Source organism: Allobranchiibius sp. GilTou73, assembly GCF_021391335.1.
Lineage (GTDB): Bacteria > Actinomycetota > Actinomycetes > Actinomycetales > Dermatophilaceae > Allobranchiibius > Allobranchiibius huperziae.
Genome location: NZ_CP090051.1, coordinates 2,459,790 through 2,481,069, shown reverse-complemented (window position 1 = coordinate 2,481,069; position 21,280 = coordinate 2,459,790). Strand labels below are relative to the sequence as shown.

Here is a 21,280-nt window from a genome sequence, read left to right as displayed (position 1 = left end):
GCGTGTGCGCGCCTCAGCCTCTGGGTGACCGCCGCCTGGGCCGGTCACCTCGACCTCGACGACGCCGTACGCCGCGCCATGCCCGACGTCGACGAGGTGCACGGAGCACTCGACCGGCTCGCCCTGTGGCAGGACTTCGGCGAGCGCGTGCTCGGGTGCGCAGCTGCCGCGGCCGGGCGATCTGACGGGTATGCCGCGCGGCAGCCTCGACTTCACGGGCGCGGCCGCCGACTCCGGCGAGTGCGTCTACGTGCCGGCGCTCGGCGGTGCGCTGGTGCCCACCATCGAGACCTACGGGCCCGAGGGCGACACGGGCACCCAGATCACCTGGACGGCGTACGACTGCGAACCGACGCCGGTCCACCAGCTGGAGAGCCTGCAGGAGAGCCAGATCGAGCGCGACCTGGCCGAGCTGGTGCGGGAGGCGACGGCCGCGTTCGAGACCCTCGACGTGCAGCCGTGGGCCGGCTCGACCGCGCGCGCCGAGGTCGACTCCCGGGTGCGCGACCACGACTGGGGTCTGCCGCCCGGACTGCCGGGGCGTGCGCACCGCATCCTGGTGCTCGCCGGGTCGATCGCCTCGGCTGTCGACGTCGCACTGGCCGAGTCACCTGCCGTTCACGGACACGACGACGGCGCGCGGCACGCGCTGCTGCTGCGCCTCCAAGCGGGCGCGGACCGGGCGCTCGCCCAGGCGACGACGTCCTGCGCTCTGTCGCTCGGCGGGTTGCGCCCCGCCCGCTGACGCGCCCTCGTCATGGGGTTTGCGTCCGTGCGTGCGATTTACGTTCGTGGCCAGGCCTGCAGTCCTGGCCGCAGACGCAAAACGCGCACGCCGTGCCGTTCGCGGGCTCGTCATGCCGAGTGCGCTCAGCGGGCGGCCCACTCCCGGGCGACCTGGTCGTAGACCTCCTGCGTACGCGTAGCGATCGCCTCCCAGCCGAACTCGCGCACCGCGCGCTCGCGACCGGCCCGACCGCGCTTTCGCGCCCGCGCCGGGTCCGACACCGCGTCGGTCAGCACCCGCGCCAGGTCCGCGACGAACGCGTCCGGGTCCTTCGGCGTGCCGGTGCCGTCGGCGACCTGGTCGATCGGCACCAGCCACCCGGTCTCGCCGTCCGCGACCACCTCGGGGATGCCACCGGTCGCCGTGCCGACCACCGCCACCTCGCACGCCATCGCCTCGAGGTTGACGATGCCCAGCGGCTCATAGACCGAGGGGCAGATGAAGACCGTTGCAGCAGAGAGAAGTGCGACCACTTCCTGCCGCGGGAGCATCTCGTCGATCCAGACCACACCCCCGCGCGACTCACGCAGCCCGGCGACCAGACCCTGTACCTCAGCGAGAATCTCGGGGGTGTCCGGTGCGCCCGCGCACAGCACGAGCTGCACCTCGGGCGGCAGCTGCGCGGCGGCCCGCAGCAGGTAGGGCAACCCCTTCTGCCGGGTGATCCGACCGACGAAGACGACGGACGGCCGCTCCGGGTCCATGCCGTGCCGACGGACGATCTCCAACGCCTCGGGCGACTCGTCCCGTGCCCACAGGGCGGCGTCGATCCCGTTGTGCACCACGTGCACTCGCGCCGGGTCGAGCGCGGGATAGCTGCGCAGCACGTCCTGTCGCATCCCGTCCGACACCGCGATGACGGCGGCGGCGTGCTCGTACCCCGTGCGCTCGACATACGACGACACGCGGTAGCCGCCGCCGAGCTGCTCGGCCTTCCACGGCCGCATCGGCTCCAAGGAGTGCGCGGTGATGACGTGCGGCACGCCGTGCAGCAGCGACGCGAGGTGGCCGGCCATGTTGGCGTACCAGGTGTGCGAGTGCACCACGTCGGCGCCGGCGCAGTCCGCGGCCATCGTGAGGTCGACGCCGAGGGTCTGCAGGGTGGCGTTCGCGTCCTGCAGCTGGGGAAGGTCGGGGTAGCCGGTGGTGTCCGGCTCCTGGACGGGCACGCCGAACGCGCGCACCCGCGTCTCGACACCGGCGGCACGCAGGGCCTTCACGAGCTCGGCGACATGCACCCCCGCGCCACCGTAGATGTTCGGCGGATATTCCTTGGTCAGCAGATCGACGCGCACCTGCGCGACGCTAGTCCTACGGGACGAGCGGCACCACCGCGTCGTGGAACGGCCCGCACAGCACCGGGGGTGGGCCTAGGTTGGGTGGATGGTTGCCAAAGGTGGTCCCAGCGTCCTCGCCATCGTGCTCGCCGGTGGAGAGGGAAAACGGTTGATGCCGTTGACGGCCGACCGTGCCAAACCGGCTGTGCCGTTCGGCGGGATCTACCGCTTGATCGACTTCGCGCTGTCCAACCTGGCCAACAGCGGCTATCTGAAGATGGTCGTGCTGACCCAGTACAAGTCGCACAGCCTGGACCGGCACATCACCAAGGCATGGCGGATGTCGACGCTGCTCGGCAACTACGTGGCGCCCGTCCCGGCCCAACAGCGCCTCGGCAAGCAGTGGTTCGCGGGATCGGCCGACGCGATCTACCAGAGCCTGAACCTGATCCATGACGAGAAGCCGGACATCGTGGTCGTGGTCGGAGCCGACCACGTCTACCGCATGGACTTCTCCCAGATGGTGTCCCAGCACATCCAATCCGGCGCCGCCTGCTCGGTGGCCGCGATCCGCCAGCCGATCGCGTCTTCGGACCAGTTCGGTGTCATCGAGCTGGAGAAGGGCTCGCAGCGCATCTCCGCCTTCCGGGAGAAGCCCACCGATCCCCAGCCCCTGGAGGACAACCCCGGGGAGATCCTCGCCTCGATGGGCAACTACGTCTTCACCGCGGATGCCCTCGTCGACGCCGTACGCCGCGACGCGCAGCGCGAGGACAGCAAGAACGACATGGGCGGCGACATCGTGCCGGACTTCGTCAGCCGGGGTGAGGCGTACGCGTACGACTTCGGCGACAACGAGATCCCCGGCGCGACCGAGCGCGACCGCGGCTACTGGCGTGACGTGGGCACGATGGATTCGTACTTCGACGCGCACATGGATCTGGTCTCCATCCTGCCGATCTTCAACGTCTACAACTACGACTGGCCGATCCTCACCAACGCGGGCTCGTTCCCGCCCGCGAAGTTCGTGCACGGTTCCGCGAAGCGGCGTGGCGTCGCGATCGACTCGATGATCTCCGCGGGGACGATCGTGAGTGGATCCGTGGTGCAGCGGTCGGTGCTGTCCCCCAACGTGCACGTGCACAGCTTCGGGCGCATCGAGGACTCGGTGCTGCTCGACAACGTCGACGTCGGGCGCTCGTGCACGATCCGGCGCGCCATCCTCGACAAGGACGTCGTCGTCCCCGAGGGCGTCAGCATCGGCGTCGACCACGACGTCGACCGCAAGCGCGGCCTGACCGTCACCGACAGCGGCATCGTGGTCGTCGGCAAGGGCACCGTCCTGCAACCGTGACCGAGCCGGGAGACTGTGCGCATGTCGTCCGGCACCGCCCTGCTCACCCTCACCGGTGACGACTCCCCCGGAGCCGTCACCGACCTCCTCGCGGCCGTCGCGGCGTTCGACGAGGACGTGCTCGACCTGGGTCAGGTGGTGGTCCGCGGGCGCCTCACCGTCTCCCTGCTACTCACCTGCCGCTCGGGATCCGACGCTCTGCGCGACGCGGCCGCCGGGGTCGCACGCGCCCACGGCCTGCACCTCGCCCTGACCGCGGACGTCGACGACGTGCCGACGCCGCCGAGCGGGCCAGCCTCCGTCGTGGTCATCGGGGCACCGCTGGGTACGGCGGCACTGGCCGCCATCACCTCCGCGATCGATGCGCAGGGGGCGCGCGTGGAGCGGGCGCGCCGGCTGGTGCGCACCCCCTGACCGGCCTCGAGCTCCAGGTGTCCGGCGCCGATGTGACGAGCCTGCGGCGCGCACTCGCGCTCCAAGCCTCCGATCATGCCGTCGACGTCGCGGTCGCGCCCGGCGGGCTGGACCGCCGCGGCCGGCGCCTGCTGGTCATGGACGTGGACTCCACGCTCATCCAGGACGAGGTGATCGAGCTGCTCGCGCGGCACGCCGGCGTCGAGGCGCAGGTCGCGGCCGTCACCGAGCGCGCGATGCGTGGCGAGCTGGACTTCGCCGAGAGCCTGCACGAGCGGGTCGCGACGCTGGCCGGGCTGCCCGAGTCGGTGCTCGCCGACGTACGCCGTGACGTTCGGCTCACCCCTGGCGCTGCCACCCTGGTGCGGACGGTCAAGCGGTTGGGGTTCACGGTCGCCGTGGTGTCCGGCGGGTTCATCGAGATCGTCGGGCCGCTGGCCGCCGAGCTCGGCATCGACCACGCGCACGCCAACATCCTGGAGATCCGCGACGGGCGTCTCACGGGTCGGGTCACCGGGCAGGTCGTGGATCGGGCCGAGAAAGCGCGTGCGCTGCGGCGATTCGCGCACGCGGCGGGGCTGCCGCTCTCCCGGACGGTCGCCGTCGGGGACGGCGCCAACGACCTGGACATGCTGGCCATCGCCGGTCTCGGCATCGCCTTCAACGCCAAACCGGTCGTGCGGGCCGAGGCGCACGCGTCCGTGAGCGTGCCCTACCTCGACGCCGTCCTCTATCTGCTCGGCATCTCCCGCGACGAGATCGACGCGGCCGAGCCCATACCTGACGACTCCCTAGACTCCCCTCATGCCTGACGCACCGAAACGTTCGCTGCTCATCATCGGAGGCGCGGAGGACAAGGTCGGCCGAGTCACCATCCTGCGGCGGTTCGTCCGGCTCGCCGGCGGCCGCAAGGCTCGCCTCGTCGTCATCCCCACAGCGTCCTCCGTCCCGGACGAGGTGGTCGAGGTCTACTCCACCGTCTTCGAGCGGCTGGGCTGCGCATCCGTCACCTCCGTCGATCCGGCGAACCGGCAGGCCGCCGGTGACAGCGAGCTCGTGGACCGCGTCGACGACGCCACCGGCGTCTTCCTCTCCGGCGGCAACCAGCTGAAACTGAGCCAGTTGATCGTCGGTACGCCGCTCGGCGCGGCCCTGCTGCGCGCCTACCAGCGCGGCGCCGTCGTGGCCGGCACCTCTGCGGGCGCATCGATCATGAGCCAGTTCATGATCTCGATGGGCGACGAGGGCGTGACCCCGCGGCAACGCTCCAGTCAGCTGACCGCCGGACTCGGGCTGCTGCCCGGCGTCATCGTCGACCAGCACTTCGACCAGCGCGCCCGCTACGGCCGGCTGCTGTCGCTGGTCGCCGGTTCGCCCAGTCTGCTCGGGATGGGCATCGACGAGGACACCGCCGCGGAGATCACGGACGACGCGGAGCTGACCGTCGTCGGCTCGGGTGCGGTCTTCGTGATCGACGCCCGCAACGCGGTCACCGACGCCCACGAGGCCCGCCGCGACGCTCCCCTGCTCGTCACCGGCGCCGTCGTGCACACACTGCCCTTCGGGTCCACCTTCGACCTGCAGACTGCCACCCTCACCGAATTCGTGGAGAAGCACACCGACCTGTCGGTCTCCTCCAGCCGCGACCGGCACGACACCGCAACGGCGGCCGCAGCGTTGCGTCACTGACCGACGCGCACCGTCATCCCCGAACCCGTACGGAGGTTCCGCCTTGCCGATCGACCGCCCTGTCCCCACCGGACCCGCAGCGCCCGACCTGCAGATCGTCTCCACCCGCGTCTACCGCGGGGCCAACGTGTGGTCCTACGACAAGGCCGTCCACCTCGTGGTGGATCTCGGTGTGCTGGAGGGCTACCCGTCCGACACGCTGCCCGGCTTCACGGACGCGCTGCTGCAGCTGCTGCCGGGACTGGACGGACACACCTGCTCGCGCGGGCACCGCGGCGGCTTCATCGAACGGCTGCATGAGGGCACCTGGCTCGGGCACGTCGCCGAACACGTGGCCCTGCAGCTGCAGCAGCAGGCCGGCCACGACCTGCGTCGTGGCAAGACCCGTGCGGACCGCAGCGTGCCAGGCCGCTACAACGTGATCTACGGCTACCTGGACGAGCGGGTCGCGCTGGCCGCCGGCCGGCTCGCCGTACGTCTGGTCAACCACCTCGTACGCGCCGAGCCGGGGTTCGAATTCCCGCTCGAGTTCGACGCATTCCTCGCGTCGTCCGCGCGGATGGCCTTCGGCCCGTCGACGGCCGCGATCATCGAGGAGGCGACCAGCCGCGACATCCCCTGGACCCGGCTCAACCAGGCCTCGCTGGTGCAGCTCGGCCAGGGCGTGCACGCCCAGCGCATCCGCGCCACGATGACCTCGCGCACCTCGGCCCTGGCCGTCGACATCGCCGGCGACAAGAGCCTCACCACCACCCTCCTCGGCTCGGCGGGTCTGCCGGTGCCCAAGGCCGAGAGCGTCCGCTCCGCCGAGGCCGCGGCGGAGGCGGCCACCTCGATCGGCTTCCCGGTCGTCGTCAAACCGCTCGACGGCAACCACGGCCGCGGGGTGTGCCTCGACCTGCGCAGCGAGGCGGACGTGCTCGCAGCGTTCCCGATCGCGCAGGGCCAGTCCAAGCGCGGCGTCGTCCAGGTCGAGTCGCACATCACCGGCAAGGACTACCGATGCCTCATCATCGGCGGCCGGATGGCAGCCATCGCCGAGCGGGTGCCGGCGCACGTGATCGGCGACGGCGAGCACACCGTCGGCGAGCTGGTGGAGATCACCAACGCCGACCCGCGCCGCGGCGTGGGCCACGAGAAGGTGCTGACCCGCATCGCGGTCGACGACGCCGCCCGCGAATTGGTGAAGTCCCAAGGCTACGAGTGGGATTCGATCCCACCCGCCGAGCAGATGGTCAAACTGGCGCTCACCGGCAACATGTCCACCGGCGGCATCTCGGTGGACCGCACCTTCGACGCGCACCCGGACAACATCGAGATCGCCGAGGAGGCCGCGCAGCTGATCGGCCTCGACGTCGCGGGTATCGACTTCATCTGTCCCGACATCACGGCACCGGTCCGTGAAACCGGCGGGGCCATCTGCGAGGTCAACGCCGCGCCCGGTTTCCGGATGCACACCCACCCGACCGTCGGCGAGCCGCAGTTCATCGGCAAACCGGTCGTCGACCTGCTCTTCCCGCCGGGTGCGCCGTCGCGGGTGCCGATCGTGGCGGTCACCGGCACCAACGGCAAGACGACGACCTCGCGCATGCTGGCGCACATCATGAAGGGCCTCGGCCACAAGGTCGGCATGACATCGACCGACGGCATCGTGATCGACGAGCGGCTCGTCATCCGGGCCGACGCGTCCGGTCCCCGGTCCGCGCGGATGGTGCTGTCGAACCCCCGGGTCGACTTCGCAGTCTTCGAGGTCGCCCGCGGCGGCATCCTGCGCGAGGGTCTCGGCTACGACCGCAACGACATCGCCGTGGTCACCAACATCGCGGCCGACCACCTCGGGATGCGCGGCATCGACACCCTCGAACAGCTCGCGACGGTCAAATCAGTTGTCGTGGAGGCTGTTCCGCGCGACGGCTTCGCCGTGCTCAACGCCGACGATCCGCACGTACGCGCGATGCGGCGCAAGTGCTCGGGCACGATCGTGTGGTTCTCGATGGAGCCGCCCGGCAGCGAAATCCGCGAATTCGTCGAGGAGCGCTGCCGTCGCGGCGCGCGCACCGTCGTCCTGGAGCCGAGCGACCGCGGCGAGATGATCGTGCTGCGCCAGGGTCGTCGGCGGATGCCGCTGGCCTGGACCCACCTGCTGCCCTCGACATTCGGCGGTACGGCCCGGATGAACGTCGCGAACGCGCTGGCCGCCGCCGGCGCGGCGTTCGCAGCCGGAGCGCCGTTGCACGACATCCGGCAGGGTCTGCGCACCTACACCACGTCGTACTACCTGTCGCCCGGCCGCCTGAACAGGCTGGAGGTCAACAGCGCCGAGGTCTTCGTCGACTACTGCCACAACCCGCCCGGCATGGAGCGGCTCGGCGAGTTCGTCGAGGGATACGTCGAGCAGCGGCAGAAGTCGCAGGACCACCGCATCTCGCGCATCGGCATGATCGGCGCGGCTGGAGACCGGCGCGACGAGGACATCGAGGCGCTGGGGCACATCGCCGCCGAGCACTTCGACGTCATGGTCGTGCGGGAGGACGCGAACCTCCGTCGTCGGGCGCCGGGCGAGGCAGCGGCGCTCGTCGTACGGGGCGCGCAGCGCGCCATGGACGCCGGTGCCCGCTGTCGGCAGATCGCCACGGTCGTCGATGAGATCGCGGCGGTGCGCCACTCGGTGCACCTGGCCAACCCCGGTGACCTGGTGATGCTCTGCGTCGACCAGCACGCCGCCGTGCTGGCCGAGCTGGAGGACTTCACCCACGAGGCCGCCGCCGGATCGCGCACCGACGGGGATCAACCCGGCGACCCCGACCTCGATCCGCAGCAGCTCGTGGACGAGGCACAGACGTCGTACGCGCAGGAGGCGGCCGCCCGCCGGGAGGCGATCGAGCCGCCGCTGCCCACGCCCTGACGCCCGTCGAGGGGTAGCGAACTGCTCGGGGGGTGGGGACATCTCCCCACCCCCGACGATATGCCTACCCCTCGTCGGGAGGGACGGGGCGGCTCTCGGCGATGGCGGCGGTGAAACGCGCGAGTGAGCCGGGGTAGCGCTGCACGTCGGGGTCTGCCGACCCGGCGATCAGGTGTTCCAGCGCCGTCCGCAGGGCCTCGGGATCGCGGCCCAGATCGTGCAGGGTGAACGCGCGGAACGCCAGGACGGCAGGGTTGTCCGGCCAGTCCGCCGCCAGCTGGTCGAAGATCGCGAGTGACTCCTCGAGCCGACCCAGATGCCGCAGCGTCGAGCCTTTCTGGATCAGCGCACGCCGGTGGAACGGCTCGCGCAACGGACGGGCGAGTGCGTCGTCGTAGCGTGCGATCGCCTCCTCCTCGCGGCCGGCCGAGTCGTAGGCGCCGGCCAACTCGTAGAGCACCCGGCCGTCGTCCGGGAAGTCGCGCGCGAGGTCGTGCGCGGCCTCGATGCGGCGTAGGTCGTCGTCCATGGCCCACAACGCCGCGATGCGGTCGTCGGCCTCGTGTCGACCACTGGCGGCTCCGACCTTGCGGACGATCGCCGCCGGGTCGTCGACCCGCCCGCCGTGCTCGAGCAGCCAGGTGTGCAGGAGCGCCTGATGCGAGTGCACCATCTCCGCCAGCACGTCGCCGTCCCGCGCGTCGCGCAGCAACGCGACGAGCCCTTCCAGCTCCGTCTCCGAGGACGCCACCGGAGTCACTCCGACACGCGAAAGCCCCTCTCGCAGCTTGGTTTCGAGCCCCGCCATGGTGCGACCGCGCAGATAGTGCTCCTTGTGCTCGATGTAGACGCGATCGGCTCCCAACCCGGCGAGCTCCCCCAGGTTGACGAGGATCTCGTCGGTGCGGTCCCCGCCCGTCCCGAGCCCGAGCAGCAACTGCGATCCAGGTGGCGTCAGACCGCGCGCCACGCGTAGGAGCGCTTCGAGGCCCGCTTCGTTGTGCGCCATGTCGACGATGAACGTCACTTCGCCACCATCAATGGGAATGGAATAGACGTTCATCCGACCGGCGTTGTGCTCCGCGTCGGGCAGGAAGGTGCGCAACCCCTCAACGACCGCGTCGTGCGGCAGACCCGCCGCGAGACCGGCAGCTGCCGCAGCCAGCGCGTTCGCGACATTGTGCTCGGACAGGCCGGCCAGCGTGACCGGGACATCGGTGACGGGCAGCAGCCGGACCGGCGAATGACCCGGCGCAAGCACCGTGAGCTGCCCGTCCAGCACCGTGATGCCACGACCGCCCGCATCGATGGCCTCGCGCAGGGCGGGAGCATCCGGCGAGAGGGTGAAACACCACGGCCGGCCGCCGGCCGCGCCACGCATCGCCCACACCCGCGGGTCGTCGCCGTTGAGCACCACCCACCCGTCCGGACGCGTGACGCGGGTGATGATGGCCTTGACCTCGGCGAGCTGGTCGAGGGTGTCGATCCCGTTCACGCCGAGGTGGTCGGCGCTGACGTTCGTCACCACACTTACGTGGTTGTACGCCGTCCCGAGTCCCTTCAGGAGCATCCCGCCGCGCGCAGTCTCCAGCACGGCGAATTCCAAGCCCTTGTCGGCCAGCACGGTGCGCGCACCCGCAGGGCCGGAGAAGTCGCCGTACTCCACCAGCTCGCCCTGGATCAGGACGCCGTCCGTGGAGCTCCATCCGGTGCGACGGCCGGCGGTCATCGCCAGGTGCGCGATCAACCGGGTGGTCGTGGTCTTGCCGTTGGTGCCGGTCACGCAGACCGTGGGGATCCGGGGTCGCAACGGCCGGAGCACGTCCCCGACCGGCGTCGCCCGCACCCGCCCGGCAGCGGACGCCACGGCGTCATGGGTGTCCTCTCCCGCGAGCAGGGTGGCGAGCAGCGGCCCCAGCTCCTCGCCCAGGGCGACGGCCCGGCCGCGGTTGCGCACCGCGACGGCGACGAGCAGCTCCTCCGGTGCGGCGCCGGCGCGGGCACGCACGCCGAGGCGGGCGGATCCGGCGCCTGCGGCCACCGATCGCACGGCCCGCTCGACCACCCGGAGCACGAAACGTTGCCGCGCCTCGGTGCCGGGCCGACCCGGCTCCGAACGTCGTACGCCGAGCCCGCGCGCGACGTCGACGAGCACGTCGCGCTCCGCCGCGAGATAACCGGGCACCGACAGCGTCAGCAGCACCGCGGGGCGGGTGAAGTAGAGATTCGGACCCTCGAGGACCCGCACATGGGTCACGGTCGCGCCTGCGTGGGTGGACACCCGCGAAGCCTAGTGCGGTGCATGCAAAGTTCCTGGGGTCGCTCCGCGCTTGACCAGCAACTCTGCCTACATCCGCACCTGGTCTAATCCTGATTCACTGCGCTAGGTCGCTACTGCCCCATGGCGTGCACGCCACCGTCGACGTGCACGATCTCCCCCGTCGTCGCGGGGAACCAGTCGGACATCAGGGCCACGCACGCGCGAGCAGCAGGCTCGGCGTCGCGCACGTCCCATCCCAGCGGTGCCCGCTCGCCCCAGGTGTTCTCGAAGGTCTCGAAGCCGGGGATCGATTTGGCGGCGGTCGTGCGCACCGGACCGGCGGCGACCAGATTGCACCGCACGCCGCGCGGTCCGAGGTCGCGCGCGAGGTAACGGTTGGTCGACTCGAACGCCGCCTTCGCCACGCCCATCCAGTCGTAGACCGGCCACGCGAACTGCGCGTCGAAGGTCAGCCCAACCAGCGAGGACTTCTCGTGCATGAGCGGAAGCGCGGCTACCGCAAGGGCTTTCAGCGAGTACGCGGACGCCTGCAGCGCCGTACTCGCGTCCTCCCAGGTGCCTTCGAGGAAGTTGAACGCACCGGGCGGCGCGAAACCGATGGAGTGCAACACCCCGTCGAGCCCGTCGACGTGCCCGCGCAGCCGGTCGGCCAGCGAGTCCAGGTCGTCGGTGCTGGTGACGTCGAGCTCCACGACCTCGGGCGTCGTCGGCAGCCGCCGGGAGATCGTGCGGGTGATCTTCATGGTGCGCCCGAACGACGTCAGCACGACCTCCGCGCCCTCCTGCTGCGCCAGCCGCGCTACGTGGAAGGCGATGGAGGAGTCCATCAGCACCCCGGTGACCAGAAGCTTCTTACCCTCGAGCAGTCCCATGTCGTCCTCTCTAGCGCGATGCGTGAAATGTCTGGGGCCGGGCGATCCGCGCACGACCCGCGGGATCGCTCACGTCCGCGCCCGCTCGCCGTTGCGATCCACTGCCCTAGTGACCCATCCCGAGGCCGCCGTCCACCGGGACGACCGCTCCGCTGATGTAGGCCGCGTCGTCGCTCGCGAGGAAGCGCACGACCCGCGCGACCTCCTCCGGCTCGGCGAACCGGCCGGCGGGGATGGCGGCCAGATACTCCGCCTGCTGCTTGTCCGGCAGCGCACGGGTCATGTCGGTGTCGATGAAGCCCGGGGCGACGACGTTCGCGGTGATGCCGCGCTTGCCGAGCTCACGGGTGATGGAGCGCGCCAGACCCACGAGACCAGCCTTGGACGCCGCGTAGTTGGCCTGGCCTGGCGCGCCGTAGAGCCCGACCACACTGGAGATGAAGATGATCCGGCCGCGCTTGAGCTTCAGCATTCCCTTGCTGGCACGTCGCGCACAGCGGAACGCACCGGTCAGGTTGGTGTCGAGCACGGAGGAGAAGTCGTCGTCGCTCATCCGCATGAGCAGGGTGTCGTGCGTGATGCCGGCGTTGGCCACCACGACCTCGATGGGCCCGCCCAGGAGCTCCTCGGCTCGCGTGAACGCCGCATCCACCTGCTCGGCCGAAGTCACGTCGCACGGCACGGCCTGTACGCCGTCCGGTCCGTCGCCGGTGCGCGAGGTGATGACCACGTGGTCACCGGCCTGCGCGAACGCGGTGGCGATCGCGGCTCCGATACCGCGGTTGCCACCGGTGATCAGGACCCTGCGGGGCTTGCTCATGTGTCTCCTCATCGACGTCGGCCCCGACGCTATCGGACTACCGCGCGGTAGCCGGACGACGCTGCCGCGGGGGCGAAGGGTGCTGACGCCTACACTCGTGATATGCCCCGAGGCAAGGAAATCCCATCCGTTGCATCGGCGACCAATCTGCCCCCGTCCGCCAAAGGCGACCAGACCTCGCGGATGCGCAAATACCTATTCTCCATGGGCATTCGCACCACCTGCTTCATATTGGCCGTGATCCTGACCGGTCCCGCGCGCTGGGTGTGCGTCGGGCTGGCGGTGGTCCTCCCCTACATCGCGGTCGTCATCGCGAACGCCACGAACCGCCGTCGTGTCGACGCGCTCGGGTCGGTGGCCCCCGGGAAGCAGATCCCCCGGCTGGAAGAGAAGCACCAGACACCGCTGTGAGCGTGCTCTTCCCTGCCGGACCGCCCGACGGCGCGCCGCGGGAGGTGTGCAGCGCCAAGGGCTGTCGTACGCCGGCGGCGTACGCCCTGCTGTGGAACAACCCGAAACTGCACACGCCCGAACGCCGCAAGACCTGGTTGGCGTGCGAGGAGCACCGCGAGCAGTTGGGCTCCTTCCTCGGCATCCGCGGCTTCCTCAAGGACGTCGTGCCGGTCGAGGACCTGCGGCAACAGACCTAGCCGGGCCGTTCGCGACTGTCCCGCATCCTCGTGCGGACGGTGTCGCGATGCTGCCGACACCCGGTGGGACCTGGCGAGCGGGTCAGCCGCCGATGGCGGACATCGGGCGCTGCGGCTGCACGAAGCCCGGCAGGTCGATCCCGTGACCGGCCGCCTTGGCCCACATGGTCGAGCGGATCACCTCGGTCAGTTGCTCGTCGCTCGCACCGGACCGCAGCTGAGCGCGCAGATCGCCCTCGTCGCGGGCGAAGAGGCAGTTGCGCACCTGCCCGTCGGCCGTGAGGCGCACCCGGTCGCACGCCGCGCAGAAGGGTGCGCTGACGCTCGCGATCAGACCGACCGTCTCGGGGCCGCCGTCCACCAGGAACTCCTCGGCCGGCGCACTCCCCCGCGCCTCCGCGGGGAGATCCGTCAGCGTGAACCGCTCCTCGATCGCCGTACGCAGCTGGGCGCCGGTCATCATCGTCGAGCGGTCCCAGGAGTGCTGGGCGTCCAGCGGCATCTGCTCGATGAAGCGCAGCTGGTAGCCACGGTCGAGGCACCACGCGAGCAGGTCGGCGGGGCTCTCGACATCGCTATGCATGGCGACCGCGTTGACCTTGACCGGGGCGAGTCCGGCGTCCGCGGCGGCTTTGAGACCCCGTTCGACGTCATGGAAGCGATCGCGGCGGGTCAGCACCTTGAACCGCTCGGGCGAGACGGTGTCGAGCGAGACATTGACGCGGTGCAGTCCGGCGTCCGCCAGCGGCTGCGCAAGCCTGTCGAGTCCGATGCCGTTGGTGGTCATCGCCATTCGCGGCGCGTTCGGCAACTGCCCGACGCTGCGTACGACGTCAACCAGGGAGCGGCGCAGCAGGGGTTCGCCGCCGGTGAACCTGACCTGACGCACCCCGAGATCGACGAACAGCCCGATGACGCGGACCATCTCGTCGTCGGTCAGCATCTCCGGGCGCGGCATCCAGTCCAGGCCCTCGGCGGGCATGCAGTAGGTGCAGCGCAGGTTGCAGCGGTCGGTGACCGAGACGCGTAGATCAGCGGCGACCCGCCCGAAGCGGTCGCCCAGCACCGCCGACTCGCGAGCGGGTGTGTGCGTCATACCGTCCAGAGTACGGCGGGTACCGTTGCGTCAGTGATTCGCTTGCTGCTCACCAGGCGCTGGTTGGCCTGGATCCTGGTGGCGGTGGTGTGGGGCATCGGGTGTTTCTTCCTCGGTCGCTGGCAATGGCACCGCTGGGAGTCCAAACACGGCGCCCAGCAGCAGGTTTCGCAGAACTACAACGCGCCGCCCCGCTCCCTGACCTCGATCGTACCGACGCGGACCTCGCAGCTCCCGGCGAACCGCCAGTGGGCGCAGGTGCGGCTCACCGGCCACTACCTGCCGGCTGCCCGGATCCTGGTGCGCAACCGCCCGGACAACGGCAACTTCGGCTACGAGGTGCTGGTGCCGTTCGTGCAGGACGGCGGGGCGGGCACCGTGCTGGTCGACCGCGGCTGGGTCGACAACGGCGCCAACGCCTCCACTCCGGCCTACGTACCCCCCGCGCCGTCCGGCACCAGCACGGTGCTCGGCTGGCTGCGGCCCACCGAGGACAGTCTGGGGCGGGCGCCGGTCAAGGGCTCGGTCGCCTCGATCAATCCCGGGGACGTCACCGCGCAGACTCGAGTGGCGACGTACACCCACGTCTTCGTACGGATGCGCAGCGAACGGACCGCGACCGGCGCCGTCCCCGCCCGGCCCGCTCCCCTGGACAAACCCGACCCGGGTTCGTACGCCGGGATCAACCTCAGCTACGCGCTGCAGTGGTGGCTCGGGATGGTCGCCGGGCTCGCGTTCGTGCTGTTCCGCGCCCGCCAGGAGCACCGGGACGCCGAGCTGGAGTCGGGTGCGACGCCGCCGAAGCCGCCGCGCGTCAAGAAGGTGCGCATCTGGGACGAAGAGGACGCCTGAAAGCAGCGGTCCCCTTCGGTTGTCCGCAGGAAAGTGGCGCCTACGCCACAGAACCGCTGACAACCACCCCTGTGCCCCGTCGGTTGTCCGCAGGAACGTGACGTCGGCGCCACCGATCCGCTGACGATCGGGTGGTCAGGCCGGGGTCGGTGCCTCGGCGAACTGCGTGCGGTAGAGCTCGGCGTACAGCCCCTCGGCGGCCAGCAGCTCCGCGTGCCGCCCGTGCTCCACGATCCGCCCGGCCTCGACCACGAGGATCTGGTCGGCGGCGCGGACCGTCGACAGGCGGTGCGCGATGACCAGGGAGGTGCGCCCCTCCAGCGCCGTATCGAGTGCCCGCTGCACGGCCGCCTCGGACTCGCTGTCCAGGTGCGCCGTGGCCTCGTCCAGCACCACCACGGACGGCGCCTTGAGCAGCAGGCGTGCGATGGCGAGCCGCTGCTTCTCGCCGCCGGACAGGCGGTGACCGCGGTCGCCGACCAGGGTGTCCAGACCGTGCGGCAGCCGGTCCACCAGGTCGGAGATGTTCGCGGCCTGCAGGGCGGCGTGCAGTTCAGCGTCGGTGGCGTCCGGGCGCGCGTAGCGCAGGTTGGCGCCGATGGTGTCGTGGAACATGTGCGCGTCCTGGGTGACCATGCCGACCCGGTCGCGCAGCGACACGTCGCTGACCTCGGTGAGCGGCACTCCGCCGATCCGTACGACGCCGGACGTCGGGTCGTACAACCGGCCCACCAGCGCGCTGATCGTGGTCTTGCCGGCACCGGACGGGCCGACGATGGCGACCATCTCCCCGGGCGCGCGACGAACGAGAGCCCCTTCAGCACCTGCGAGCTCGCGCCGTCGTCACCGGACTGCACGGTCTGCAGCGATGCCAGCGACACCTGGTCGGCGTCCGGATAGCTGAACTCGACGTCCTCGAACCGTACGTCGAGCGGCCCGTCCGGCAGCGCCACAGCGTCCGCCGACTCGCGCACCATCGGCCGCAGGTCGAGGATCTCGAAGACCCGCTCGAACGACACGAGCGCCGACATCACGTCGACCCGGACGTTCGAGAGCTGGGTGAGTGGCAGATAGAGGCGCGCGAGCAACGCGGCCAGCGCGAGCAGCGTGCCGACGGTGAGGGTGCCGCGGGCGGCCATCACACCGCCGATACCGTAGACCATGGCCGTGGCGAGCGACGCCAGCAGCGTCAGTCCGACGAGGAAGACGCTGCGCTGCAGTGCCAGGGCGATGCCGTAGTCGCGCACCTTGCCGGCGCGCTCGGCGTACTCGCGGTGCTCGGTCTCGGGGCGGCCGAACAGCTTGACCAGCAGGGCGCCGGCGACGTTGAAGCGCTCGGTCATCCGCGCGCCCAGGTCGGCGTTCTCGATCATCTGGTTGCGGGTGAGCCCGGCGACGCGGCGTCCGATGATGCGGGTCGGGATGAGGAAGAGCGGCACCAGCACCAGCGCCGCCAGGGTGAGCTGCCAGGACAGCACGGCCATCGCGGTCACGATCACCGCGAGGCTGACGGCGTTGGAGACCACGTTGGACATCACGGAGGTGAACGCCGTCTGCGCGCCGATGACATCGGAGTTGAGGCGGGTGACGAGCGCACCGGTCTGAGCACGGGTGAAGAACGCGATGGGCTGGCGCAGCACGTGCGCGAAGACCTCCCGACGCAGGTCGTAGATCAGCCCCTCCCCGATCAGCGCGGACAGCCAGCGTTCACCGACACCCAGCCCGGCATCCAGGATCGCGACGACGGCCGCGGCCACGGCGAGCCACACCACGAGTGAGGTGTCCCTGTGCAGGACGCCCTTGTCGACGATCTCGCGCAGGATCAAGGGGGTCGCGATCACCATCAGCGCGTCGATGATCACCATCACCAGGAACGCGATGAGGGGACGCCGGAACGGGCCGGCGTACCCGAGCACCCGCTTGGTCGTCCCCGGCTTGAGCGGGGCGTTCTTGACCGAGGAGTCGCGGGTGAGCGAGCGCATCGTCATCCAACCGCCGGGCATCGACACGTCGGCTCTCCTTGCTGTGCAGGTCTGAAAGGTCTGGCAGGGTCAACACCCGGCGGGGTGCTGGTATGCCGAGCGCGTCTCGGGCAGGTCGCCGACGTGGGGGTTTTGCGTCTGTGGCCAGGGCTGCAGCACTGGCCACAGACGCAAACCAGCCACATCAGCGTGGCGGACCCGGGTGCCGAAGCGGCCGGCCACGCGGCGTACGCCGGCCGGGTCAGGCCAGCGTGACCAGGTCCAGGTAGTCCGGGTTCCAGTGGTCCTCGACCCCGTCAGGGAGCATCAGCACCCGCTCGGGCTCCAGGGCCGACACGGCGCCCTCGTCGTGGGTCACCAGCACGACGGCACCCTCGTAGCCGCGCAGCGCGCCGAGGATCTCCTCGCGCGAGGCCGGGTCGAGGTTGTTGGTCGGCTCGTCGAGCAGCAGCACGTTGGCCGACGACACGACCAGCAGTGCGAGCGACAGCCGGGTCTTCTCGCCACCTGACAGCACCCGGGTGGGCTTCAGCACGTCCTCACCGCTGAAGAGGAACGAGCCGAGCACCTTGCGCGTCTCGGTCTCGCCGAGGTCCGGCGCCGCGGACTTCATGTTGTCCAGGACCGACCGGTCCATGTCGAGGTTCTCGTGCTCCTGGGCGTAGTAGCCGAGCTTCAGCCCGTGCCCCGGCTGCACCTCACCGGTGTCCGGGTCGTCGACGCCCGCGAGGATCCGCAGCAGGGTGGTCTTGCCCGCACCGTTCAGACCGAGGACGACGACCCGCGAGCCGCGGTCGATCGCCAGGTCGACGTCGGTGAAGATCTCCAGCGAGCCGTAGGACCGCGAAAGCCCTTCTGCCATCAGCGGAGTGCGCCCGCACGGCGAAGGCTTCGGGAAGCGCAGCTTGGCGACGCGGTCCTGCTGGCGTTCGGTCTCCAGGCCGGCGAGCAGCCGTTCGGCACGCTTGGCCATGTTCTGCGCGGCCGTCGCCTTGGTGGCCTTGGCGCGCATCTTGTCGGCCTGGCCGAAGAGCGCCGACGCCTTCTTCTCGGCGTTCTGCCGCTCACGCTTGCGGCGGCGCTCATCGGTCTCGCGCTGCTGCAGGTAGGTCTTCCACCCCATGTTGTACTGATCGAGCTCGGCGCGATTGGCGTCGAGATGGAAGACCCGGGTCACCACGGTGTCCAGCATCTCCACGTCGTGGCTGATGATGATCAGCCCGCCCTTGTACGCGCGCAGGTAGTCGCGCAGCCAGCCGATCGAGTCGGCGTCCAGGTGGTTGGTCGGCTCGTCGAGCAGCAGGGTCTGCGCGCCGGAGAAGAGGATCCGGGACAACTCCACGCGGCGTCGCTGACCACCGGACAGGGTCTGCAGCGGCTGGTCCAGCAGTCGTTCGGTGAGGGCCAGCGCGGAGGCGATAGACGCGGCCTCGGACTCCGCGGCGTAGCCGCCCTGCGCCTGGAACTCGTGGTCCAGCCGGGTGTAGCGACGCATCGCCTTCTCGCGACGTTCCTCGTCCTCATCGCCCATCTGCGCCTCGGACTTGCGCAGGTCGCGCACGATCGTGTCCAGTCCTCGCGCGGACAGGATGCGGTCGCGCGCCAGCACGGTGAGGTCGCCGGTGCGGGGGTCCTGGGGCAGGTAGCCGACCTCGCCGGAGCGGGTCACCTGACCGGCCTCGGGGTTCGCCTGGCCGGCCAGCACCTTCGTGAGGGTTGTCTTGCCGGCGCCGTTGCGGCCGACGAGACCGACGCGGTCGCCGGGCGCGACGCGGAAGCTGGTGTGTTCCAACAGGGTCCGGGCGCCGGCGCGTAGTTCGAGGTCATGCGCGGTGAGCACGGTCGGACTCCTTCGGTGGGATGAGGGGCGTTCGCCTGCTGATTACGCGGCAACGCGAACGCCCGACCCCGGGCCGGCGGGTCAGGCGTATACACCATTTTACGCCCACCGCAGCGGCCGGACGACCACATGGGCGCGCACGTGACCAACGTCGCTGACTACGCTGGAGTAGATCAGCCGGGCCCTGTCCGGCCCACCGATTTTCGGAAGGTCGACCCGCCGTGACGTTCAACGACAACGCCAACATCGGCACCTCCGACGTCTCCAGCGGCGGTTCGGGCGGCGGTGGCGGGAGTTTCGCGCCGGGCGGGATGGTCGCCGGCGGGGGTGTCGGCGGGCTGGTCCTGACCGTCATCATCATCCTCATCACCCACTTCGCGGGCGGTGGCACCGGCGGCACGACGTCGAACGCCGACGGCGCGGGCAATGCCGGCAATGTCGCCGGCAATCAGTACGACGGAGGGCAGGTCGGCGGAAGCGACCAGGTGCAGCAGCAGCTCGCCGCCTGCAAGACCGGTGCCGACGCCAACCGCAACGACATCTGCCTCATCAAGGCCACCGTGGCGACGGTGGAGAACTTCTGGACCACCTATCTGCCCAAGGCCACCGGCAAGCAGTACACCGGGGCCGTCGCGGTGGTCTACAGCGGCAGCACCCAGTCCGCCTGCGGCACCGCCAGCAACCAGACCGGACCCTTCTACTGCCCGCTCGACAAGAAGGTCTACATCGACGCCGGCTTCTTCTCCGAGCTGAGCAGCAAGTACGGCGCGGACACCGGTCAGCTGGCCAAGGAGTACGTCGTGGCGCACGAGTACGGCCACCACATCCAGGACCTGCTCGGCGCACTCGGACGCGCGCAGCAGGATCCCCAGGGCGCCACGAGCGGCTCCGTCCGCACGGAACTGCAGGCCGACTGCTACGCGGGTCTCTGGGCGCATCACGCCACGACCACCAAGGACGCCAACGGGACGGCGTACCTGCAGGCCATCACCGCCTCGGACATCAGGTCGGCACTGTCGGCGGCCTCCGCGGTCGGCGACGACCGCATCCAGAAGCAGTCGTCGGGACGTGTCAACCAGGACACCTGGACGCACGGGTCGTCCGCCGAGCGGCAGCACTGGTTCCAGACGGGCTATCAGACCGGCCGGCTCAACGCCTGCGACACCTTCAACGCCACCTCGCTCGGCTGACCAGTTCTTCCGGATAGCGAGACACCCGTCTCATCGAGCGGACACCCGCCTACCGTCGGATGAGTGGACGCACCGGTGACCGCACGCCCCTGGGTGATGCTGACGCTCGGCACCCTGGCGCTCACCGTCGCCTGCAGCCTGCTCTACGGTATGCCGTTCCTCGTGCCGACCTTCCGGGCCCAGGGAGTGAGCCTCAGCGGCGCCGGTGCCCTCGCGGCCGCACCGTCGCTCGGCCTGGTCGCCACCCTCATCCTGTGGGGCGGGTTCGCCGACAGGTACGGCGAGCGGTTGGCGATGTGGCTGGGCCTCGGCCTCACGGGTCTCGCCGGCCTGGTGGCCGCCGCGAGCCACACGCTGCCCGCCCGTGCGGCGGCGCTGGCCCTGGTGGGAGCCGCGGGTGCGTCGGTCAACTCCGCGAGCGGGCGGCTGATCATGGGCTGGTTCCCGCAGGAACGACGCGGGGTGGCGATGGGCGTGCGGCAGATGGGACAGCCGCTCGGGGTCGCCGTGGCCGCGTTGGTGCTGCCACCGCTGGCCCACCGGTACGGCGTGTCGGTGGCGCTGATCGCGCCCTCGGTGCTGTGTCTCCTGGTCACGCTGGCCCTGCTGCTGTTCGCCGTCGACCCACCGCGCCACGCGCCCGTGCAGACCGGAGTGCGCCCTGCATCGCCCTACCGGGACTCGGCTGCGCTGTGGCGGGTGCACGCCGCCAGCGCCCTGCTGGTCGTCCCGCAGTTCGCGACCGCGACCTTCGCCGCCGAATACCTGGTGGCACAGCGTCACTGGGATCCTGCGGGTGCGGGTCGCATCCTCGCGGCGGTCGCCGTCCTGGGTGCCACCGGCCGTCTGGTGGCCGGTCGCTGGTCCGATCGGGTCGGCAACCGGCTGGGGCCGATGCGGCAGATCGCGGTGGTCTCGATGTGCTGCATGCTCGCAGTGGCCGCCACCGCGTGGGCGGGCTCGGTGCTGGTGATCCTGGCGCTCGCGGCGGCCTCGATCGTGTCGGTGACGGACAACGGGCTGGGCTTCACGGCGACAGCGGAGTTCGCCGGGCCGTTCTGGGCCGGTCGGGCGCTCGGCACCCAGAACACCGCGCAGAACCTCGCGGCGTTCGGCACCGGACCTCTGGTCGGGGCACTGGCCGCCGCGCACGGATACGGGCTCGCGTTCGCGATCTGCGCGGTCTTCCCGCTGGTCGGCGCAGCCATCACCCCCGTCACGGCCGAACGACGGCGGCTGGGGCTCCTCCGCGCCCGGACGGGCTGAGGAGG

At 70.6% G+C, this 21,280-nt stretch carries 17 protein-coding genes and 1 pseudogene; 11 read left to right on the top strand and 7 right to left on the bottom strand.

Annotation, left to right across the window (positions count from 1 at the left end):
- The first annotated feature begins 190 nt into the window (after positions 1 to 190).
- Positions 191 to 745 (top strand): hypothetical protein, encoded by a 555-nt coding sequence (locus tag LVQ62_RS12230; RefSeq protein ID WP_233761919.1) that lies wholly within the window; start codon positions 191 to 193, stop codon positions 743 to 745.
- 125 nt (positions 746 to 870) lie between these two features.
- On the opposite strand, the gene glgA is transcribed toward LVQ62_RS12230, so the two are convergent.
- Positions 871 to 2,082: a glycogen synthase gene (glgA, locus tag LVQ62_RS12225; protein ID WP_233761916.1), complete on the bottom strand. Its 1,212-nt coding sequence runs from the start codon at positions 2,080 to 2,082 to the stop codon at positions 871 to 873.
- 88 nt (positions 2,083 to 2,170) lie between these two features.
- On the opposite strand from glgA, the gene glgC reads away from it, so the two are divergent.
- Genes glgC through cphA form a run of 5 tightly spaced genes read left to right on the top strand, consistent with a single transcriptional unit; the run spans position 2,171 to position 8,426 of the window.
- A complete protein-coding gene (glgC, locus tag LVQ62_RS12220; protein ID WP_208051966.1) occupies positions 2,171 to 3,418 on the top strand; it encodes a glucose-1-phosphate adenylyltransferase in 1,248 nt (415 codons plus the stop codon).
- Positions 3,419 to 3,439: 21 nt separating this feature from the next.
- The gene (locus LVQ62_RS12215; protein ID WP_233761914.1) at positions 3,440 to 3,832 is read left to right on the top strand and encodes an ACT domain-containing protein; all 393 of its coding nucleotides are present in this window, start codon (positions 3,440 to 3,442) and stop codon (positions 3,830 to 3,832) included.
- Between the two features lie 17 nt (positions 3,833 to 3,849).
- Positions 3,850 to 4,644, top strand: a complete 795-nt coding sequence (gene serB, locus LVQ62_RS12210) for a phosphoserine phosphatase SerB (RefSeq protein ID WP_233761912.1) — start codon at positions 3,850 to 3,852, stop codon at positions 4,642 to 4,644.
- The gene (locus LVQ62_RS12205; RefSeq protein WP_208051968.1) at positions 4,637 to 5,521 is read left to right on the top strand and encodes a cyanophycinase; all 885 of its coding nucleotides are present in this window, start codon (positions 4,637 to 4,639) and stop codon (positions 5,519 to 5,521) included. Before serB ends, LVQ62_RS12205 begins: the two co-directional genes overlap by 8 nt.
- 43 nt (positions 5,522 to 5,564) lie before the next feature.
- Entirely contained in the window at positions 5,565 to 8,426 is a 2,862-nt protein-coding gene (gene cphA / locus LVQ62_RS12200) for a cyanophycin synthetase (protein WP_233761910.1), read from the top strand.
- Positions 8,427 to 8,490: 64 nt separating this feature from the next.
- Here the strand turns inward: cphA and LVQ62_RS12195 are convergent, their stop codons facing one another.
- The 3 genes from LVQ62_RS12195 to fabG all read right to left on the bottom strand — a co-directional run bounded on the left by LVQ62_RS12195 (position 8,491) and on the right by fabG (position 12,399).
- Entirely contained in the window at positions 8,491 to 10,707 is a 2,217-nt protein-coding gene (locus LVQ62_RS12195) for a tetratricopeptide repeat protein (RefSeq protein ID WP_233761908.1), read from the bottom strand.
- A gap of 110 nt (positions 10,708 to 10,817) precedes the next feature.
- Positions 10,818 to 11,579, bottom strand: a complete 762-nt coding sequence (gene fabI / locus LVQ62_RS12190; RefSeq protein WP_233761906.1) for an enoyl-ACP reductase FabI — start codon at positions 11,577 to 11,579, stop codon at positions 10,818 to 10,820.
- 106 nt (positions 11,580 to 11,685) lie between these two features.
- Positions 11,686 to 12,399: a 3-oxoacyl-ACP reductase FabG gene (gene fabG, locus LVQ62_RS12185; RefSeq protein ID WP_233761904.1), complete on the bottom strand. Its 714-nt coding sequence runs from the start codon at positions 12,397 to 12,399 to the stop codon at positions 11,686 to 11,688.
- A 102-nt stretch (positions 12,400 to 12,501) separates the two neighbouring features.
- Here fabG and LVQ62_RS12180 point away from each other — a divergent pair, with 102 nt between their 5' ends.
- Both LVQ62_RS12180 and LVQ62_RS12175 read left to right on the top strand, forming a co-directional pair.
- Positions 12,502 to 12,810 (top strand): DUF3099 domain-containing protein, encoded by a 309-nt coding sequence (locus LVQ62_RS12180; RefSeq protein WP_179480844.1) that lies wholly within the window; start codon positions 12,502 to 12,504, stop codon positions 12,808 to 12,810.
- Positions 12,807 to 13,049, top strand: a complete 243-nt coding sequence (locus tag LVQ62_RS12175; protein WP_233761902.1) for a hypothetical protein — start codon at positions 12,807 to 12,809, stop codon at positions 13,047 to 13,049. The genes LVQ62_RS12180 and LVQ62_RS12175 overlap by 4 nt, the downstream gene beginning before the upstream one ends.
- 82 nt (positions 13,050 to 13,131) lie before the next feature.
- Here LVQ62_RS12175 and moaA read toward each other — a convergent pair whose 3' ends face one another.
- The gene (moaA, locus tag LVQ62_RS12170; RefSeq protein ID WP_233761900.1) at positions 13,132 to 14,145 is read right to left on the bottom strand and encodes a GTP 3',8-cyclase MoaA; all 1,014 of its coding nucleotides are present in this window, start codon (positions 14,143 to 14,145) and stop codon (positions 13,132 to 13,134) included.
- 33 nt (positions 14,146 to 14,178) lie between these two features.
- Between moaA and LVQ62_RS12165 the strand changes: the two genes are divergently transcribed.
- Entirely contained in the window at positions 14,179 to 14,997 is an 819-nt protein-coding gene (locus LVQ62_RS12165) for an SURF1 family protein (RefSeq protein ID WP_233761898.1), read from the top strand.
- A gap of 135 nt (positions 14,998 to 15,132) precedes the next feature.
- Here LVQ62_RS12165 and LVQ62_RS12160 read toward each other — a convergent pair.
- Together LVQ62_RS12160 and LVQ62_RS12155 are read right to left on the bottom strand one after the other, a co-directional pair.
- Positions 15,133 to 17,000 (bottom strand): annotated as a pseudogene (locus LVQ62_RS12160) (ABC transporter ATP-binding protein).
- Positions 17,001 to 17,220: 220 nt separating this feature from the next.
- The gene (locus LVQ62_RS12155) at positions 17,221 to 18,819 is read right to left on the bottom strand and encodes an ABC-F family ATP-binding cassette domain-containing protein (protein ID WP_208051975.1); all 1,599 of its coding nucleotides are present in this window, start codon (positions 18,817 to 18,819) and stop codon (positions 17,221 to 17,223) included.
- A gap of 221 nt (positions 18,820 to 19,040) precedes the next feature.
- Here LVQ62_RS12155 and LVQ62_RS12150 point away from each other — a divergent pair, with 221 nt between their 5' ends.
- Both LVQ62_RS12150 and LVQ62_RS12145 read left to right on the top strand, forming a co-directional pair.
- Positions 19,041 to 20,009: a neutral zinc metallopeptidase gene (locus LVQ62_RS12150; protein ID WP_208051976.1), complete on the top strand. Its 969-nt coding sequence runs from the start codon at positions 19,041 to 19,043 to the stop codon at positions 20,007 to 20,009.
- 63 nt (positions 20,010 to 20,072) lie between these two features.
- Positions 20,073 to 21,275 (top strand): MFS transporter, encoded by a 1,203-nt coding sequence (locus tag LVQ62_RS12145; protein ID WP_233761896.1) that lies wholly within the window; start codon positions 20,073 to 20,075, stop codon positions 21,273 to 21,275.
- Positions 21,276 to 21,280: the final 5 nt, after the last annotated feature.

Bases quoted from the DNA above. Each gene is read 5' to 3' on its own strand.
- glgC (WP_208051966.1), top strand. From the start codon at position 2,171: ATGGTTGCCAAAGGTGGTCCCAGCGTCCTCGCCATCGTGCTCGCCGGT.
- moaA (WP_233761900.1), bottom strand. From the start codon at position 14,145: ATGACGCACACACCCGCTCGCGAGTCGGCGGTGCTGGGCGACCGCTTC.
- LVQ62_RS12230 (WP_233761919.1), top strand. From the start codon at position 191: ATGCCGCGCGGCAGCCTCGACTTCACGGGCGCGGCCGCCGACTCCGGC.
- LVQ62_RS12180 (WP_179480844.1), top strand. From the start codon at position 12,502: ATGCCCCGAGGCAAGGAAATCCCATCCGTTGCATCGGCGACCAATCTG.
- LVQ62_RS12215 (WP_233761914.1), top strand. From the start codon at position 3,440: ATGTCGTCCGGCACCGCCCTGCTCACCCTCACCGGTGACGACTCCCCC.
- fabG (WP_233761904.1), bottom strand. From the start codon at position 12,399: ATGAGCAAGCCCCGCAGGGTCCTGATCACCGGTGGCAACCGCGGTATC.
- fabI (WP_233761906.1), bottom strand. From the start codon at position 11,579: ATGGGACTGCTCGAGGGTAAGAAGCTTCTGGTCACCGGGGTGCTGATG.
- LVQ62_RS12205 (WP_208051968.1), top strand. From the start codon at position 4,637: ATGCCTGACGCACCGAAACGTTCGCTGCTCATCATCGGAGGCGCGGAG.